The sequence below is a fragment of the Allorhizobium sp. Av2 genome, assembly GCF_021462805.2.
Lineage (GTDB): Bacteria > Pseudomonadota > Alphaproteobacteria > Rhizobiales > Rhizobiaceae > Allorhizobium > Allorhizobium vitis_G.
In genome coordinates this window covers 3,287,129-3,303,753 of the sequence record NZ_CP192696.1, presented here as the reverse complement: position 1 = coordinate 3,303,753, position 16,625 = coordinate 3,287,129, and the positions used below count along the sequence as shown (strand labels likewise).

General features: G+C 58.2%; 15 protein-coding genes and 1 riboswitch. Of the genes, 10 read left to right on the top strand and 5 right to left on the bottom strand.

What is annotated here, in order from left to right; translation table 11 throughout:
* Window positions 1-8: 8 nt before the first annotated feature.
* The 8 genes from obgE (at window position 9) to bfr (ending at window position 6,557) form a co-directional block, all read left to right on the top strand.
* Window positions 9-1,109, top strand: a complete 1,101-nt coding sequence (gene obgE / locus FS819_RS15485; protein ID WP_156548087.1) for a GTPase ObgE — start codon at window positions 9-11, stop codon at window positions 1,107-1,109.
* Window positions 1,106-2,284, top strand: a complete 1,179-nt coding sequence (proB, locus tag FS819_RS15480; RefSeq protein ID WP_156548086.1) for a glutamate 5-kinase — start codon at window positions 1,106-1,108, stop codon at window positions 2,282-2,284. Before obgE ends, proB begins: the two co-directional genes overlap by 4 nt.
* Window positions 2,277-3,560 (top strand): glutamate-5-semialdehyde dehydrogenase, encoded by a 1,284-nt coding sequence (locus FS819_RS15475; RefSeq protein WP_156548085.1) that lies wholly within the window; start codon window positions 2,277-2,279, stop codon window positions 3,558-3,560. Before proB ends, FS819_RS15475 begins: the two co-directional genes overlap by 8 nt.
* The gene (locus tag FS819_RS15470) at window positions 3,535-4,191 is read left to right on the top strand and encodes a nicotinate-nucleotide adenylyltransferase (protein WP_070166307.1); all 657 of its coding nucleotides are present in this window, start codon (window positions 3,535-3,537) and stop codon (window positions 4,189-4,191) included. The genes FS819_RS15475 and FS819_RS15470 overlap by 26 nt, the downstream gene beginning before the upstream one ends.
* A 35-nt stretch (window positions 4,192-4,226) precedes the next feature.
* A complete protein-coding gene (gene rsfS, locus FS819_RS15465; RefSeq protein ID WP_060718751.1) occupies window positions 4,227-4,691 on the top strand; it encodes a ribosome silencing factor in 465 nt (154 codons plus the stop codon).
* A gap of 163 nt (window positions 4,692-4,854) precedes the next feature.
* Complete coding sequence (gene rlmH, locus FS819_RS15460) at window positions 4,855-5,337, top strand: 23S rRNA (pseudouridine(1915)-N(3))-methyltransferase RlmH (RefSeq protein WP_156548084.1); 483 nt, start codon at window positions 4,855-4,857, stop codon at window positions 5,335-5,337.
* Window positions 5,338-5,458: 121 nt separating this feature from the next.
* On the top strand, window positions 5,459-5,770 hold the full coding sequence (locus tag FS819_RS15455; RefSeq protein ID WP_197434110.1) for a (2Fe-2S)-binding protein: 312 nt from the start codon (window positions 5,459-5,461) through the stop codon (window positions 5,768-5,770).
* Between the two features lie 301 nt (window positions 5,771-6,071).
* Window positions 6,072-6,557 carry a bacterioferritin gene (gene bfr / locus FS819_RS15450; RefSeq protein ID WP_060718748.1) on the top strand — a complete coding sequence of 162 codons (486 nt, stop codon included), beginning with the start codon at window positions 6,072-6,074 and terminating at the stop codon, window positions 6,555-6,557.
* Window positions 6,558-6,620: 63 nt separating this feature from the next.
* Here bfr and htpG read toward each other — a convergent pair whose 3' ends face one another.
* Window positions 6,621-8,552: a molecular chaperone HtpG gene (gene htpG, locus FS819_RS15445; protein WP_156548082.1), complete on the bottom strand. Its 1,932-nt coding sequence runs from the start codon at window positions 8,550-8,552 to the stop codon at window positions 6,621-6,623.
* A 485-nt stretch (window positions 8,553-9,037) separates the two neighbouring features.
* On the opposite strand from htpG, the gene FS819_RS15440 reads away from it, so the two are divergent.
* Window positions 9,038-9,895, top strand: a complete 858-nt coding sequence (locus tag FS819_RS15440; RefSeq protein WP_015917504.1) for an RNA polymerase factor sigma-32 — start codon at window positions 9,038-9,040, stop codon at window positions 9,893-9,895.
* Between the two features lie 135 nt (window positions 9,896-10,030).
* Here FS819_RS15440 and FS819_RS15435 read toward each other — a convergent pair whose 3' ends face one another.
* From FS819_RS15435 to thiB, 4 genes are all read right to left on the bottom strand, one after another.
* Window positions 10,031-11,512: a M48 family metalloprotease gene (locus FS819_RS15435; protein ID WP_156548210.1), complete on the bottom strand. Its 1,482-nt coding sequence runs from the start codon at window positions 11,510-11,512 to the stop codon at window positions 10,031-10,033.
* A gap of 294 nt (window positions 11,513-11,806) precedes the next feature.
* Complete coding sequence (locus tag FS819_RS15430) at window positions 11,807-12,556, bottom strand: thiamine ABC transporter ATP-binding protein (protein WP_156548081.1); 750 nt, start codon at window positions 12,554-12,556, stop codon at window positions 11,807-11,809.
* A complete protein-coding gene (thiP, locus tag FS819_RS15425; protein ID WP_234624556.1) occupies window positions 12,553-14,319 on the bottom strand; it encodes a thiamine/thiamine pyrophosphate ABC transporter permease ThiP in 1,767 nt (588 codons plus the stop codon). The genes FS819_RS15430 and thiP overlap by 4 nt, the downstream gene beginning before the upstream one ends.
* Complete coding sequence (gene thiB, locus FS819_RS15420; RefSeq protein ID WP_156548208.1) at window positions 14,292-15,302, bottom strand: thiamine ABC transporter substrate binding subunit; 1,011 nt, start codon at window positions 15,300-15,302, stop codon at window positions 14,292-14,294. Before thiB ends, thiP begins: the two co-directional genes overlap by 28 nt.
* Before the next feature lie 69 nt (window positions 15,303-15,371).
* A riboswitch (TPP riboswitch) is annotated at window positions 15,372-15,480 on the bottom strand.
* A 246-nt stretch (window positions 15,481-15,726) separates the two neighbouring features.
* Between thiB and FS819_RS15415 the strand changes: the two genes are divergently transcribed.
* Window positions 15,727-16,467 (top strand): hypothetical protein, encoded by a 741-nt coding sequence (locus FS819_RS15415; protein ID WP_071203091.1) that lies wholly within the window; start codon window positions 15,727-15,729, stop codon window positions 16,465-16,467.
* Window positions 16,468-16,625: the final 158 nt, after the last annotated feature.

Sequence of the window (16,625 nt, the reverse complement as noted above, 5' to 3'; positions counted from 1 at the left end):
GCAGCGACATGAAATTTCTCGACGAGGCAAAGGTCTATATTCGATCAGGTGACGGCGGCGCAGGTGCCGTCTCGTTCCGCCGCGAGAAGTTCATCGAGTTCGGCGGGCCGGATGGTGGCGATGGCGGGCGCGGTGGCGATGTTTGGGTAGAGGCCGTCAATGGTCTGAACACCCTGATCGATTTTCGTTTTCAGCAGCATTTCAAGGCGACGGTCGGCACCCATGGCATGGGGCGCAACCGCACCGGCGCCAATGGCGAGCATGTGACGCTGAAAGTGCCTGTTGGCACCCAGATCTTCGAAGAAGACGCGGAAACGCTGATCGTCGATATGGTCACCGAGGGCCAGCGCTTCCGGCTGGCAGCGGGCGGCAATGGCGGCTTTGGCAATGCGCATTTCAAATCGGCCACCAATCAGGCGCCCGATTGGGCCAATCCCGGTCTGGAAGGCGAAGAAAAGACTATCTGGCTGCGGCTGAAGTTGATTGCCGATGCCGGTCTGGTCGGCCTGCCCAATGCCGGAAAATCCACCTTCCTGGCGGCGGTGACACGGGCGCGCCCGAAAATCGCCAATTATCCCTTCACCACGCTGCATCCCAATCTGGGTGTGGCGACCGTGGATGAGCGCGAGTTCATTCTGGCCGACATTCCGGGCCTGATCGAAGGTGCCCATGAAGGGGTTGGCATTGGCGACCGCTTCCTCGGCCATGTCGAGCGCACGCGGGTGCTGCTGCATCTGGTGTCAGCCCAGGAAGAGGATGTCGCCAAGGCCTACACCACGGTTGCCCATGAGCTGGAAGCCTATGATGGTGGTCTGGAAGACAAGCCTGAGATCGTCGCTCTCTCACAGATCGACGTGCTGGACGAGGATGAGCTGAAAAAGAAGCTCAAGGCCCTGCAAAAGGCCTGCGGCAAGAAGCCGATGATGATTTCCGCCATTACCGGCAAGGGAATGCTCGAAGTCCTGCGGGCATTGCGCGACGTGATCGTTGAAAATCGCAGCTATGACGACGAGACGATTTCGCAGCGTCCGAAGAAACATCGCCACAAGCTGGAAGATCGGCCCCAACACGAAGATGGACCAGAGGAGAGTGAGGAGGGCGAGGAATGAGCGCACCGCTTGCCTCTCTCTCGCGCTATAAGCGTATCGTCATCAAAATCGGCTCGGCCCTGCTGGTGGACCGGGGTTCCGGCCTCAAACATGCTTGGCTTGATGCCGTCTGTGACGATATTGCCGCACTGCGCGCCAAAGGTGTCGAGGTGCTGGTCGTGTCGTCTGGTGCCATCGCGCTTGGCCGCACGGTGCTGAACCTGCCAGCCGGTGCCTTGAAGCTGGAAGAAAGCCAGGCGGCGGCAGCCGTGGGGCAAATTGCTCTGGCGCGGCATTGGTCGGAAAGCCTGTCGCGGTCATCAATTGTTGCCGGCCAGATCCTGCTGACTCTGGGTGATACGGAAGAGCGTCGCCGCTATCTCAATGCGCGCGCCACCATCAATCAGCTGTTGAAGCTGGGGGCGGTTCCGATCATCAATGAAAACGACACAGTAGCGACCACCGAAATCCGTTATGGCGATAACGATCGTCTGGCGGCCCGGGTGGCGACGATGACCGGTGCGGATCTGCTGATCCTGCTCTCCGATATCGACGGGCTCTATACCGCGCCGCCGCATCTCGATCCTGACGCGAAACTTCTGCCTGTGATTGCCGAAATCACCCCGGAAATCGAGGCGATGGCGGGCGGTGCGGCCTCGGAATTTTCGCGCGGCGGCATGCGCACCAAGATTGATGCGGGCAAGATTGCCACAAGTGCGGGCTGCGCGATGATCATTACGTCGGGCAAGCTGCTCAATCCGCTGCGCGGCATTGATGAGGGTGCGGCCCATTCCTGGTTCGCGCCGTCTGCCATGCCGGTGACGGCCCGCAAGACCTGGATTGCCGGACAATTGCAGCCTGCTGGTATTCTGAGCGTCGATGCGGGCGCTGAAACAGCACTTCGGGCCGGTAAAAGCCTGCTGCCCGCAGGCGTGCGCGAGGTGTCCGGGCAGTTTCATCGTGGCGACACGATTTCGGTGATCGGGCTGGAGGGGCGGGAAATTGCCCGTGGCCTGGCGGGTTATGATGCCGATGAGGCGCGCCGGATTGCCGGGCATAAATCGGCGGAGATCGAAGCGCTGCTCGGCTATGCCGGGCGCTCGGCGATGATCCATCGTGACGATCTGGTGATGACGGAACAGACCGGCAGGAAAGCCGGCAAGAGTACAAAGAAGAAGGATGAGGCCCATGCTTGACACAGTCGCCAAGGCGGATGGTATCGACGCGCTGATGCTGGACATCGGTGCCAAGGCCAAGGCTGCTGCGCGACCGTTGGCCATTGCCTCTGCTGACCAGAAGAATGCCGCGTTGATCGCCATGAGTGAAGCGATCCTGACTGGAAAAAGCCAGATCATCGCCGCCAATGCCATCGATCTCAAGGCTGCGCAAGCGGCAGGGCAGGCGGCCTCCTTTATCGATCGGCTCACGCTGAATGACGAGCGAATCACCGCGATGGCCAAGGGCCTGCGTGAGGTGGCTGAGCTGAAAGACCCTGTCGGGGAAGTCATCGCGGCCTGGGAGCGTCCGAACGGTTTGAAGATCGAACGGGTGCGCACGCCGCTGGGCGTGATCGGAGTGATTTATGAGAGCCGCCCGAATGTAACGGCGGATGCGGGGGCGCTTTGCCTGAAATCCGGCAATGCCGTGATCCTGCGCGGCGGCTCGGACTCGGTCAATTCTTCGCGGGCCATTCATGCCTGCCTGGTGGCGGGGCTTGTGGCTGCCGGTCTGCCGGACCATGCCATCCAGCTGGTTCCAGTCACGGATCGCGCTGCGGTTGGCGCGATGCTGACCGGGCTGAACGGCACGATTGACGTGATCGTGCCGCGGGGCGGCAAGAGCCTGGTGGCGCGGGTGCAGGCGGATGCGCGGGTGCCGGTCTTTGCTCACCTGGAAGGCCTTTGCCATGTCTATGTCGATGGCTCCGCTGATCTCGACATGGCGAAAAACATTGTCGTCAATGCCAAGATGCGCCGGACCGGTATTTGCGGTTCAGCCGAAACCCTGTTGATCGACAGCGGGGCCATCGGCAGCCATCTGATGCCGATCCTCGAAGCCTTGACCGAGGCGGGATGTGAAATCCGGGCGTCTGCGGCGGTGTTGAAAGTCTTTCCCGGACTGAAGGCTGCCGTGGACGAGGATTGGCGCACCGAATATCTCGATGCGATCATTTCCGTTGCCGTTGTTGATGGCATCGGTGGGGCCATCGACCATATCGCCCGCTATTCTTCCAATCATACCGAGGCGGTGATTGCCGAGGACCCTGCTGTGGTCGAGCGGTTTTTCAATGAAGTGGATTCGGCCATCCTGCTGCACAATGCCTCGACGCAATTTGCCGATGGTGGCGAGTTTGGCATGGGCGGTGAAATCGGCATTGCCACGGGCAAAATGCATGCGCGCGGGCCGGTTGGCGTCGAGCAATTGACCTCGTTCAAGTACCGGGTGCATGGCACCGGCCAGATCCGGCCCTGACGTGAGCCATCCCGGGGTCGCTGCACACTATCTGCGCATGCCGCATACCGAGCGCGGCATGGTGGTCGGCCTGTTCGGCGGATCGTTCAATCCGCCGCATCAAGGCCATGTGCTGGTGGCCGAGATTGCCCTTCGCCGGTTGGGCCTGGATCAGTTGTGGTGGATGGTGACGCCCGGAAACCCGCTGAAAAACCACAGCCAGCTGGCGCCTTTGGCCGAGCGGCTGTCGCTCTGCGAGGGCCTGGCGCAGGACCCCCGGCTGAAGATCACTGCGTTTGAGGCAGAGCTGGGCACGAGCTACACCGCCCGCACGCTGGACCATGTGAAGCGGTTGAACCCGCATGTGCATTTCATCTGGATCATGGGTGCGGATAATCTTCGCTCCTTTCACCATTGGCAGGATTGGCAGAAGATCGCCATGACCTTTCCAATTGCGGTGATCGACCGGCCCGGTGCGACCCTGTCTTATCTGTCGTCGAAAATGGCGCAGCGCTTCGATTTTGCCCGGGTCGATGAAAGCGATGCCGGTGTGCTGTGGCGCAGACAGGCACCCGCCTGGACCTTCATTCACGGACCGCGCTCAATGCTGAGTTCGACAGCGCTTCGCACAGGGCCTGTCTTGAAAGATTAACTATTCAGTGCCACCTTATTCTTGGCTCACTGGCAATGGGTGCCTCTGAGTCGTTTTCGTGCTGTTACCGACGGAAAGGACAAACTCTGACAACAGTACACACCAAGGGCCGCGCCACTGTCGCGATCCCGCAAAGCCCGGAACGTGGCGTCGATGCCGCAGCCCGCGCGCTTGAGCTGGTCCTCACAAGCCTTGAGGACTCGAAAGCAGAAGATATCGTCTCTATCGACATTGCCGGAAAATCGGCGCTGGGCGACTACATGGTGGTCGTGTCCGGTCGCTCATCCCGTCACGTCGTGGCGATCTGCGAACATCTCGTCTCCGATTTGAAGGATGAAGGCTTTGGCGCTCCGCGCGTCGAAGGCCTTGAGACCGGCGATTGGGTGCTGATCGACGCCGGAGACATTATCGTGCATGTCTTCCGCCCCGAAATCCGCGAGTTCTACAACATCGAAAAGATGTGGGCCGCACCGGATATCGAGGAAAGCCGACTGCACTAACCCTCACAGGCGGTATATTTGCCGGTCTGGAGATGGTATCGAGCCCGATAAAGGCAATGATCGTCGCGTGTTTTCGACGGGATGATCCTTGTCTGCCAAGAAAGCGAGCGGGTTTCCGTTCAGCTGGTATTGGTTTTGCGGATCGAACCTTCAAGAGGATGGGATGCGGATAGGCATTGTTGCCGTTGGCCGGTTGAAAGCCGGGCCAGAGAAAGATCTTGTGTCACGTTATCTGGACCGCTTTGCCAAGGCCGGTCCAGCAAGCGGGCTGGAATTTTCTCGTGTCAGCGAGCTGCCGGAAAGCAGAGCCTCGAATTCGGCCACCCGCAAGCGGGAAGAGGCGGTGCAGATCGAAAAATCCCTGCCGGACAATCCTCTTGTCGTGGCACTCGATGAGCGCGGCAAAAGCTGGGACAGCCAGGAATTCGCGGCTTATGTGGGCGACCACAAGGATCGTGGTCGCCGCGACATGGTGATCGCTATCGGCGGGGCCGACGGGCTGGACCCGGATTTCCGCGACCGGGCCGATCTGGTGCTGAACCTCGGAAAAATGACCTGGCCGCATCAGCTGGTGCGCATCATGCTGGCCGAACAGCTCTACCGTGCTGTTACCATCCTCTCCGGCCATCCCTATCACCGTTCCTGACGCATTTTATGCGCACAATACAACATGTCTGTGATCGGCGCGTTTTTTCTTGACAGACAGCCTCCTCTTTAGCCATAAAACGAGAGAGTAGATGTCATGTTTGTTTAACGGGCTGAAGCCGATGCTGGTGTGCAGTTGCAATTTCATCACCGAGAAAGAGATCCGCGATACGATCACGGAATTTCTTGAGCAGGACTGTTGGCAGTTGATTGTGCCTGCAAAGGTCTATCACGCCATGGAAAAGCGTGGTCGCTGTTGTGGGTGCTTCCCGAATGTCGTGGATATCATCGTCTCGACCACCCAGGCCTTTCACGCTCAGCGCAATAGCGATGGCGAAAACCTCGTGAATTTCATGGAGCGCTTGAAGCGTTTCCAGGAAGAACAGAAAAACGAGCTTATCGAACGCCGCAATCGTGTCAGCCGATCTGCCTGATCACTGGCGCGTTGAGATACTGCAAACCCACCCACAGCCCCGCTTCATGCGGGGTTTTTTCGTTTTAGCAGCCTGCAAATGTGTCACGAGATCTCGTGTCAGGATTAGGCCATCCTCGTCTTTTTGGAATCATTCTAAAATTAATGCTCGACTTGGCAATTCAATCCTGCTTTTATCGCGCATATCGCTGGCAAGTTGTGCGAAGCGTTGTAAAACATTGGAGCGCACTGATAATTCTGTCGATTGCAGGCAATCGAAGCAGTTATCCGTGCCGGTAACCGTTTAAGATAGGGGTCCTGCGATGAAGGGCGATGCAAAAGTTATTGAACGTTTGAACCAGGCATTGTTTCTGGAACTGGGTGCTGTCAATCAGTATTGGCTGCACTACCGTCTTCTGGAAGATTGGGGCTATACCAAGCTTGCCAAGAAGGAACGGGCGGAATCCATCGAAGAAATGCAGCATGCCGACAAGCTGGTCGAGCGGATCATTTTCCTGGAAGGCCACCCCAACCTTCAGACTCTGGCGCCTTTGCGCATCGGTCAGACCGTCAAGGAAGTGCTGGAGGCCGATCTGGCTGGCGAATACGAAGCCCGGACGTCCTACAAGGAATCCCGCGATATCTGTTATCAGGCTGGTGACTACGTCACCATGAAGCTGTTTGAACAGCTGCTGATGGATGAGGAAGGCCATATCGACTTCCTCGAAACCCAGCTCGAACTGTTCTCCAAGCTTGGCGCCGAAAAATACGGCCAGCTCAACGCTGATTCCGCTGACGCTTCGGAATAACGTTGTTCCCATGAAAAAGGCCCGGTTTGCAGCTGCGAACCGGGCCTTTTTATTTTTCATTGATCAGGTGCGAAGCGCCTTTTCAAACAACCGTCCCATGCGCTCCGCAAAGGCCCGGGCATCGGCTGGTTTTTCGCCATCGAGAATGCGGGCCTGGTCGTAGAGCAAGTGGATCGCATCATTTTGCAGGGCTGGTGCATGTTGGGCACCCGCCATGGCCTTCACCAGCGCGTTATCGGCATTCAACTCCAGCACTGGCTTGGAAGTTGAGGCAAGCTGGCCTGCTCCGGCCAATATTTTTTCCAACTGACGATCATAACCGCTTTCCGGTGCTACGAGGCAGACGGGGCTTTCCGTCAGCCGGTCTGAGGCGCGGACATCGGCAACCAGATCTTTCAACTGCTCCTTGGCGAGCGCCAGGAAGCCGGCAATATCTGCCTTTGCCTGGTCGTTGGTATCCTGGTCGCTATCAGTCCCGGCGTCGGCCTTGGCGAATTTGGCAAGGTCGGCTGCACCCTGACTAACGGATTTGAAGGTCTTGCCTTCGAATTCAGGCGCATTCATCACCCAGAAACTGTCAATCTGGTCGGAGAGTAGCAGAACCTCGACGCCGCGGGCGCGAAAACCTTCCAGCTGCGGCGAGGCCTTCAGCTGTTCGATGCTGCTCCCGGCCAGGTAATAAATGCTGTCCTGTTCCGGCTTGAGGTCCTTGATATAGTCGGCAAGGCTTCGCTGGTCGTCGCCTGATGTCGTGGTGCGAAAACGGGTAAGTCCCAGCAATTGGTTGCGCCGTTCGAAATCCTCATAGAGCCCTTCCTTCAGCACAGCGCCGAAATTTTCCCAGAGCGTCTTGTAGGTTTCCGGCTCGTTCTGGGCCAGTTTTTCCACGGAGGTCAGGATGCGATTGGTCACGCCCTTGCGAATGGCAGACAGGATCGGGCTTTCCTGGATCATTTCACGCGACACGTTCAGCGGCAGGTCGGCAGTATCGACCAGCCCGCGCACGAAGCGCAGGTAACGCGGCAGAAGTTCGGCATCGTCGGTGATGAACACCCGCTTCACATAGAGCTTGATGCGGCCTTTGCGGTCGGGATCAAACAGGTCGAAAGGGGGCGTGCCGGGCACAAAGGCAAGGGCGGTATATTCGTGGCGGCCTTCAGCGCGGAAATGCACCGTCAAGGCCGGTTCGTCATATTGACCGGAAATGCCGCGGTAGAAATCGGCATAGTCCTCGCTGCTGATCTCGGATTTCGAGCGGGTCCAGAGCGCTGTGCCTTCGGTGATTCGGGTTGGTTCCTCGCCGGGCTTTTCAACCAGGGTAATTGCAACCGGGACATGGCCTGATTGCTGCTTGACGATCCGCTCGACGCGGGCGCGGGTAGCATAGTCCTCGGCATCCTCCATCAAATGCAGAGTGATACGGGTGCCACGGGCTGGCGCGTCGTCGGCATTGATCTCACTGATGGAATAGCTGCCCTTGCCATCGGAGGTCCAGGCCCAGGCCTGGACCTCACCGGCACGGCGTGTTGCCACATCCACCTTATCCGCCACCATGAAGCAGGAATAGAAGCCGACACCAAACTGGCCGATCAGCTGGGCATCCTCGCCGGTCTTGCCTGCTTCAGCCTTGCTGGCCTCGATCCGCTCCATGAAGGCACGGGTTCCTGAGCGGGCAATGGTCCCCAGCGCCTCGATCAACTCGGCCCGGCTCATGCCAATGCCATTGTCTTCGAGGATCAATTGCCTGTTATCCGCATCGAGCCGCAGCTGGATGCGGGGATCGGGATCGCTGGTGAGAAGGCCCGGCGTGGTAATCGCCTCATAACGCAGTTTCTCGCAGGCATCGGCGGCATTGGAGACCAGTTCCCGCAGGAACACATCCTTGTCCGAATAAACCGAATGCACCATCATATGCAGAAGGCGCGCCACATCGGCTTCGAACACATGTGATTCTGGCGTTGTTTCACCCAGCTTTTCGGCGGTTTCTGTCGACATTGTAACTCCCGTATGACGTCAGGCAGCAGGCCTGGACCGGTCCTGTGACCGGTCGCTCGGCATGCGGCAAAAAGAGCATTTTGCTGGCAGCGTAAAGGATGTTCCACCTGCGGCCCGCAACCGCCTTCAGGTGGCGAAAGATCAGCTGAAATTCAAGAGCTGAGATGTGGCGGGATGATCGTCATCCGCTTTTTTTGAGCTAAGCGAACACATTGATACGTGCGGGCATGGGGACGATGGGCGCGCAACAGAATTTGTCCAGCCCTATAGCTGGAACATTCCGCATCCTTAAGCGTTACAGCGACGTTGGTACGGGCAAAACACCATCTCATAACTGAGCACATTAGCTAAATCTATAAAAGATATGTCGCGCAGTGATCCGTTTGGCAAGTCCCATCGTAAAAGAATGAAACATTCATTGCCGTGGTTTCAACCTTTAAATTGCTCTCGACGCGGCCCGTGGTGCCGCGCGAATGGAGGTCGTAATGAATTCCCTGCAAGCCGATAAGAAGCTCATCAGGATTGCAATGGCCGCACCGTATCTGGAGCGCCAGGAGGAGCATGATCTGGCGGTACGCTGGAAACACGGCAACGACCAAGTGGCCCGCAACCAGATTGCCCATGCCCATATGCGGCTGGTGATTGCCATGGCCTCCAAGTTCCGTGGCTTCGGCCTGCCGCTCGGCGATCTCATTCAAGAAGGCTATATAGGGCTGCTGGAAGCTGCGGCAAGGTTCGAGCCAACCCGAGATGTGCGTTTTTCGACTTATGCCGGCTGGTGGATTCGCGCCTCCATGCAGGATTATATCTTGCGCAACTGGTCCATCGTGCGCGGCGGCACCAGTTCCTCCCAGAAGGCGCTGTTTTTCAACCTGCGCCGGTTGCGGGCTAAGCTTGCCCAGGGCGATCAACGCCTGACCGATCAGGCCATTCATCAGGAAATCGCCACAGCGCTTGGTGTCAGCCTTGCCGATGTCCAGTCGATGGACGCTCGCCTCTCGTCCAATGATACGTCCCTGCAAGCACCGATTTCCAACAATGGTGAAGAGGGTGCCGAGCGGCTGGACATGCTGGCCAGCGATGAGCCGACACCGGACGAGCAGGTGACGGATATGATCGATACCGAGCGTCGCCTGGATTGGCTGCGCGGCGCCATGGCCCATCTAAACGAGCGCGAAATGCGCATCATTCGCGCCCGGCGGCTTTCGGAGGATGGCGCGACTCTTGAAGAGCTGGGCTGTGAGCTTGGTATTTCCAAGGAGCGGGTGCGCCAGATCGAGACCCGGGCGATGGAAAAGTTGAAGGTCGCGCTGGTTCAGGCCAATCCCCAGATGGTGGCCTGACCAGACCACATAGATCGAACCAAATCTCTACAGTGTCCTTTGTGCGTTTTATAAAACGCACAAAGGACACTGTAACGTTTTAAATCTGCTGCATAATTCCTTAAATCGATTGCGATTTAAGGAATTATGCATAGGTTATTCCGAGACGATCTTGACCCGGCTGCCGAGCGCCGGGCTTTGCCCGGCGGGAATGGCGTTCAACACCTTGAACAATTCCAGCTTTCGATCCGTTCCCATCATCCTGGCCGACAGGCTGGCCAGCGTGTCGCCTTGTCCAACGGTGACGACCCGGACGCGCAGTGGTTTCAGCGTCTTGGCTTCCTCGGGTGTGATGCGCCGAAAGGTTTGGCGCAGAAGATCGGATGTCGGCGCCAGCTGGTCGCTGCCTTTTGGAACGGCGGTCAGGAAGCGGAAAATCTGATTGCCCAGTCGCACCACGGTGACGTCGAAATCCCAGCGATCAGCCGAGGCCCTGGCGGTCGCGGCCTCCATGCCATTGATCTTGGTTTCGTGAATGCTGTCCGGCAACAGGCCGGTGACCCAGCCGCTGGAAATATAGTTGGTCAGGCTGCGGTTCTGAGTATCGGCCACGCCGTCGAAGCGGATGGCGACATCGCCCGGCCCGGTGGCCATGACCGCCTCCACCTTGTTGTCGATCTGAAAACCGTCTGGCACGTCGAAGCGAATGCCGAGGCCGCCATGCAGGAACGTGTGGCCACGGACATAGCCCTCTTGTGGGCTGTCGCCATACAGCATGCCATCGATGCCATCGAAAAAGTAATCGCGGCCCTTGTCGCCGGTCGATCCGTCGGGTCCGAAGGCGCGGGCATGGTCGCGCGCCAGTTCCACCCGCTGCGGTGTGCTGGGATGGCTGGACAGGAAGTCCATGCTCTGGTCGGCATTCGGGTCGGATGAGCTGTAATGCTGATAGGCGGCCATGGAATCCAGGAAGCGCGCCGCCGCATAGGGATCGTAACCTGCTTCGCCCAGCGTGCGCACCCCGATCGTATCGGCCTGCAATTCCTGCTGGCGTGAGAAGGCAGCCAGCCGCAGCTTGCCACGGGCCAAGGCCTGCTTGCCAGCGAGATCGCTGGACAGGACCTCGGCAACCACCCGGCTGGCGATGACCTCGGCTTCCTCGCGCCGCTGGCGCTCGATGCCATGATTGGCGGTGACATGGGCCATTTCATGCGACAGCACGGCGGCAACTTCCGACGCGTCATTGGCCAGCGCCAACAGGCCTCGGGTGACGTAGAGATAGCCGCCGGGCAGGGCAAAGGCATTGATCGCAGGCGAATTCAGAATGGTGATGCGGTAGGACTGCTGCGGGTTTTCAGACACCACCGTCAACGCACCGGCAATTTTCGCCACCAGGCGTTCGGTTTTTTCGTCGTGATATTCGCCGCCATAGCTTGCCACGATACGGGGATGCTCACGCGCACCCATCTGGGCCCGGGGATCGTCCTTTTGGACTTCCTGAACGATCTGCGGTGAAGACGAGGGCGAGATGTTCGGCTGGTAGGACTGCTCAACCATCGACTGGCAGCCGGCAAGCGACAGGGCGGCGATAAGGCCGAGGCTCGCTTTTAATCCAGGGCGCATTTTTCCCACCACCATTCGCGTGGTCTGCCAGGTGCCTCGCTGTGCAGGGGCCATCAGGATCATATTGCAGCGCATCCTAGAAACGTCTTCGTCCCCTCGCCTGTTCAAGCCTTGCCCGCCATTTCGCCGGTATTGCGAAGCGGGATGTTTCACGATTTTTATCCAAATCCTTAACAGCATATTATTGAAATGGATAAAACTGCGCATCGCACAAGATCAGTCAATTGGATAAGAAAATGTTAATGATCGCATTGATTTGTGCTTTGTATGTACCACGCCATGCCAGCCAGTCGCGTCGAAATCATGGCCTCAAAGCCGGTCACGATCATGAAAAGGACCGAGAAAGGTCTTGAGTGCGGCTGGGCCTTCGCCGGAAAGGAAGGTTTTTGCGTCGCAATGCAATAAAATCCGGCCTTGATCCAGAAATAGCACATCATCAGCCAGACGCTTAACATCCTGGGGATCGTGGCTGACGATCAATACGCTCTGGCCGGTTTCGCGGTGCAGATCCAGCAGCAGTTCTGCCATGCTGGCGCGCAGGCCAGGATCGAGGGCGGCAAAAGGTTCGTCCAGCAACAATACCGGCTTGCGCCGCACCAGCGCACGGGCAAAGGCGGCGCGCTGTTTTTCTCCGCCGGAAAGCGTCGCGGGCTTGCGTCGGTCATAGCCACCAAGCCCCACTCTTTCCAGCGCCTCGCTCACCGCCAGCCGATCCGCCGCGCCAAGCCGTAGAGACGGATCGATGCCAAGGCCGATATTGGTGGCGAGATCGAGATGGGCAAACAGGTTATGGTCCTGGAACACCAGCGAGGCTGGACGCCTGGCGGGGGGCAGATCGGTGATGTCTTCCGACCCAATTCGGATACGGCCATGATCGGCGATCTCGAATCCGGCAATCAGGTTCAGCAGGGTGGATTTTCCGGAGCCCGACATGCCGGTAATCGCAGTGATCTTTCCGGATGCGATCTGATCGTGGAAAGCAAAACTCTGGTTTCCCAGACGCAGGTGCACGGTGTCGAGCACAATTGCTGCATCGGGAATAATGGCCGTCTCGCTCAAGGTCGATCCTCCAGTTTGCCAGCGCTTGAGCCGCCCGCCGTTCCAATCATGGTCAGCACAAGGCAGACAAGGCCGAGCAGCAGTGCCAGACCATCCGCATCGGCGGTGCGGTAGCTGCCCATCCGGCTATAGATCAGCCATGGCAACGTCGCCAGATTATTGGCACCGAACAGGGCAACCGCCCCAAGGTCTCCAAGCGATAGCGCCATGGCAAAGGACAGGGCCGTCAAGATCGGACGGCGCAGGCCCGGCCAGTCGATATGGCGGATCTTGGCCATTCCGCCAAGGCCGAGGCTTGCAGACAGGCGTGCCGTGCGGTGGTGATGGGTGGTAATGGCCGGTGCCAAGACCCGCATGGTAAAGGGCAGTGCCATGATCGCGTTGATCGCCACCACCACCGGCCCGGCAAACCCTGCCGCATTGCCCATCTGGCGCAGCAGCAGGAACCAACCGGTGGCCAGCACGATGACCGGCACCAGCAGAACCAGCGAGGATGTTGCGCCAATCAGCCGGGACAGAGTGGCTGCGGCCAGGGTTTTTCGCCGCAGGCCTGCCAGTGCTGTTCTGGCATTGATGAAGACGAGGCTGAGACCCAGCGCCAGCAGGGCGGCAGGAAAGGCGATGGCTAGGCTGAGACCGGCAGCCTGCCAAACCGAGGGATCACCCAGCAGTTTCAGGAGATCGGCTTTGACGCCAGCAAAAGCGATATTGGCAAGCGGCGTGACAAGGAAGAGCAGAGCAACCAGCAGCACAACCCCATCCCAGGCCCGCGCTGCCAGCCCCTTGCCATCGAGCCGCAGCACAGGTCGTTCATCGGGTATTGTTTGGTCGTCCGGTGCCGGAAACAGCGCCAAAAGGCCAAGCAACAGAGCCGTGACGGCTAGTTGCAGGGTGGCCAGGGACACGGCCAAGGGCGGATCGAAATCAAAGCGCAACGCCTGATAGATCGCCACTTCCAGCGTAGTGGCGCCCGGCCCGCCGCCTAGCGTCAACACCAGCGTGAAACTGGTGGCGCAGAGCATGAAGATCAGCCCGGCAATGCCGGGAAGCAAGGGGCTGAGGGCTGGCCATTCGATCATCCGGAAAATGGCAACCGGACCCATGCCAAGGCTGGCGGCCATGCGCCAATAATCGGGAGGCACCCGTTCCAGCCCGGCGAGCAGCAGGCGGCATGTCAATGGCATGTTGAAAAACACATGGGCAATGAGAATGCCGGTCAGGCCGTAAATGCTGACCGGTGTCTGGCGGCCGAGCAGCGCCAGCAGGTCATTGGCAAACCCGTTGCGACCCCAGATGCCGATCAGGCCCAGCGCACCAATCAGCACCGGCAGGCCCATGGGCAGGGCCATCAGCCGGATCAGCCAGCGGCGGCCCCAGAAATGCCGTTGCCTCGCCAGGGCAAGCGCCACAGGCAGGGCAAAGACAAGAGACAGCAATGTCGATAGCCCGGCCTGCACCAGGGTGAAGCGCAGGATGGACAGGGTGTAACTGTCCAGCGCCAGCGGCACGTTGCCACCGGTTGCCACCAGCAAGGCGGTGATTGCCAATCCGATAAACGCAAACAGGCTGGCAAGGCCAATGACCCCACCGGCAATCGGTAGCAGGTTTTGCCGTGCGAGAGCATTTTTGCTTGTCGTTGAACCGCGAAAATGCGCTCGCACTTTGTTTTTGCGCATTTCCGGACGCAAAACCGCTAAACACTTTTGCTGGAAATGCTTGAGAGCCATGCCGGACCTTACTTTGCCGCCATTGCCGCCTGCCATTCCGCAATCCAGCTCTTGCGGTTGGTAGCAACCTCCTGCGGGCTCATCAGGAAGGTCTTGGCTGGCTTGACCAGACGGTCGAAAGCCTCTGGCAGCGGGGTCGAGGTCTTGGTGACTGGCATCATCCAGTTGTTGGTGGGGATCTCATCCTGGAATCCTGACGTCAGCATGAATTTCAGGAAATCCTCGGCCAGTTGCTTGTGCTTGGCATTCTTTAGCAGGCCCGCCACTTCGATCTGGATGTAATGCCCTTCCGAAAAGGACGCGGCCTGATAACGATCGGTGTTTTCTGAAACCATGTGGTAGGCGGGCGAGGTCGTATAGGAAAACACCATCGGCACTTCGCTCTTGGTGAACAGGCCATAGGCTTCCGACCAGCCGGGAGTGACGGTCAGCACCCGATCTTTCAATTTTGCCCAGGCGGCGGGCGCGTCCTTGCCATAGACGGATTTAACCCAGAGCAGCAGGCCAAGCCCCGGCGTCGAGGTGCGCGGGTCTTCGATGACGATCTTCTGGGCGGGGTCTCCCTCCACCAGTTCCTTCAGGCTTTTGGGCGGATTTTTTATGGTCTGGGTGTCATAGACGACGGCGAAATGTCCGTAATCGTAAGGCACGAACATATCGTCTTTAAAGCCGCCAGGCACCTGGGCTGCCGAGGCATCAATGCCGTGCGGGGCGAAAAGTCCGGTCTGCCTGGCTTCCTCGGTGAGATTGGTATCCAGCCCCAGCGCCAGATCTGCCTCGCTGGAAGCGCCTTCCAGCTTCAAGCGGTTCAGCAGTGCCACGCCATCTTCCAGTCCGACAAACTTGACGGTGCAGCCGCAGGTCTTTTCAAAGGTGGCTTTCACCTTCGGCCCCGGGCCCCATTCGGAAACGAAGCTTTCATAGGTGTAGATGGTCAGTACCTTGTCTTCGGCCTGGGCGGCGGGCGTGCCAATGGCGAGAAGCGTCAGTACAGCAGTTGCTGGGATGGACAAGAACATGCGTGGGGACTGGTCAGCCATGGCTTTTCCTCTTTAATGTCAATAGCGCGAGATGGGAAAAGGCGGTATGGCAGCCGCGCATCTAATCCCTCCGCCGGTGTTAGCCGGATCAGGTTCCGCGGGTTGGCGGCGTCGCCTCTCAGCAATGGCAGACACCATTGCACCCCGTTAGATCTCTAGGAGGTTTAGCGGTGGGGAATGAAACTGACAAGGGGTGATTGGATGGGACGGTGAGTGACCCTTCATTGATCTTGGAGGGCCAGTGGATTTCAATCGTCACGGATCAGTATCGTCATTCATATTGCGCCGAATTTGACGCAAATGAGATATTTTATTGACGCCATGTCCTGCCATCTGGTTTACTGCGGCTCTTAAGCTTTGAAAAGTATACGCTTGCTTGCCTTGGTTGATGGAGGAACATCGCATGCCATTGGAAAAAAGTGATATTGATTTTGTATGCAACAGTGTGCGGTTTACCGGCAAATACACAGACCATGGTCAGACATGGTCTGACCTGCAGATCATGACGCTTGCCAAGGCAAGAACCATGGATAAAGGCGGTCGGGCAGAACAGTTCCTCAATCACTATCTGGCGGGCTCGGGTGAGCCGATCCATTTTTCGCTTCGGACATTGATGGAAGAGGACCCGGGGGTACGTGCTCGCATCTTTGGTGCAATCAATGCGGCGCGGGCGCCGTTGAAAAATTCAAAGGGGGAAAATTCAAGGACTGCGCCAATCCTGTCCCCGTCATCTCACCCTGCCTCTTCCGGCATCGTGGATATTCCGCAAACCAATTTTCGAAATCACGATTGGCAGTTTGCGACGGGCTCATTGAATGTGAACTGGCAATTTATTGAAGAAATCAATCGCAATGGCGTTATTATGATGAAAGTCGAGGTCTGGACGACCAACATCTACCGGTGGCATCCAGAGGATGATCGACGGACACAATGCGTGCATGAGGCGGCCGCCAATCTTCAACATCCCAAGCAGGAAAGCTATTTTCCGATTGATGATCGTATCCACGGATCTGGAATGCTTCCTGGCATGGTGACGCCGAATTATTCCAAGAAGAAGACCACGAACTATAAGCCAGCCAAGGATTTTCTGATGGTGGCCAAACCCGAAGCCGTGCTTATTCCCAAGGTGGCGCCTCCGCGTTGATCTTGTGCGATTGCGGTGCCATTCCAGTGAATGAAGCCCACTGAATGAAGTCCGGGGGGTGAGGATTTCTCTACGGCTTTTTATGGTTTGGGAGTAGCACAATAGCGTTATCGCGGGCATGATGGGAAACAGAACTTCTTTTCATGGCCGATCACCAC

Excerpts from the sequence above, each read along its gene's own strand:
- obgE (WP_156548087.1), top strand. The coding sequence starts at position 9 with ATGAAATTTCTCGACGAGGCAAAGGTCTATATTCGATCAGGTGACGGC.
- proB (WP_156548086.1), top strand. The coding sequence starts at position 1,106 with ATGAGCGCACCGCTTGCCTCTCTCTCGCGCTATAAGCGTATCGTCATC.
- FS819_RS15475 (WP_156548085.1), top strand. The coding sequence starts at position 2,277 with ATGCTTGACACAGTCGCCAAGGCGGATGGTATCGACGCGCTGATGCTG.
- FS819_RS15470 (WP_070166307.1), top strand. The coding sequence starts at position 3,535 with ATGGCACCGGCCAGATCCGGCCCTGACGTGAGCCATCCCGGGGTCGCT.
- rsfS (WP_060718751.1), top strand. The coding sequence starts at position 4,227 with ATGGGTGCCTCTGAGTCGTTTTCGTGCTGTTACCGACGGAAAGGACAA.
- rlmH (WP_156548084.1), top strand. The coding sequence starts at position 4,855 with ATGCGGATAGGCATTGTTGCCGTTGGCCGGTTGAAAGCCGGGCCAGAG.
- FS819_RS15455 (WP_197434110.1), top strand. The coding sequence starts at position 5,459 with ATGCTGGTGTGCAGTTGCAATTTCATCACCGAGAAAGAGATCCGCGAT.
- bfr (WP_060718748.1), top strand. The coding sequence starts at position 6,072 with ATGAAGGGCGATGCAAAAGTTATTGAACGTTTGAACCAGGCATTGTTT.
- htpG (WP_156548082.1), bottom strand. The coding sequence starts at position 8,552 with ATGTCGACAGAAACCGCCGAAAAGCTGGGTGAAACAACGCCAGAATCA.
- FS819_RS15440 (WP_015917504.1), top strand. The coding sequence starts at position 9,038 with ATGAATTCCCTGCAAGCCGATAAGAAGCTCATCAGGATTGCAATGGCC.
- FS819_RS15435 (WP_156548210.1), bottom strand. The coding sequence starts at position 11,512 with ATGGTGGTGGGAAAAATGCGCCCTGGATTAAAAGCGAGCCTCGGCCTT.
- thiP (WP_234624556.1), bottom strand. The coding sequence starts at position 14,319 with ATGGCAGGCGGCAATGGCGGCAAAGTAAGGTCCGGCATGGCTCTCAAG.
- thiB (WP_156548208.1), bottom strand. The coding sequence starts at position 15,302 with ATGTTCTTGTCCATCCCAGCAACTGCTGTACTGACGCTTCTCGCCATT.
- FS819_RS15415 (WP_071203091.1), top strand. The coding sequence starts at position 15,727 with ATGCCATTGGAAAAAAGTGATATTGATTTTGTATGCAACAGTGTGCGG.